The organism is Lichenihabitans sp. Uapishka_5 (assembly GCF_033947565.1).
Lineage (GTDB): Bacteria > Pseudomonadota > Alphaproteobacteria > Rhizobiales > Beijerinckiaceae > Lichenihabitans.
In genome coordinates this window covers 10,464-10,806 of record NZ_JARPVX010000094.1, presented here as the reverse complement: position 1 = coordinate 10,806, position 343 = coordinate 10,464, and the positions used below count along the sequence as shown (strand labels likewise).

The 343-nt window shown below is 70.8% G+C and carries 1 protein-coding gene; it reads right to left on the bottom strand.

Annotated features, from left to right (window positions below; all coding sequences use genetic code 11):
• On the bottom strand, positions 1-332 hold a 332-nt coding region (locus P7D22_RS20060; protein WP_319936035.1), incomplete at its 3' end, for a hypothetical protein.
• Positions 333-343: the final 11 nt, after the last annotated feature.

Here is a 343-nt window from a genome sequence, read left to right as displayed (position 1 = left end):
CGGGCAGCCTCGTAGGCGTCGAGGGCGCGCTCGAGGATCTCGACCAGCTTGAGCCCGTCGCGCTCGGCGATGTCGCGAAGCTTGTCGTCGATATCCTGGCTTACGCGGGTGGCGAAAGCGATTGTCCGATGCGTCTTCCGCATAGTGCGGCCGTCACGGCGTGCGCGAGGCGCTTCGGGCTGGCGCTCGACCGGGTGAAGCGCCGCCGCGGGTTGGCTGGCCCGTGGCTCGGGTGCTGGGGCGACCTCGGGAGCCGATAGGTTCGGGCTGGCCTCGTCGGCCGGCGGCGGGACGCCGAGCGAGCTGCGGCGCATCTTCGATAAGTCAGCCATCCGCCGTCACC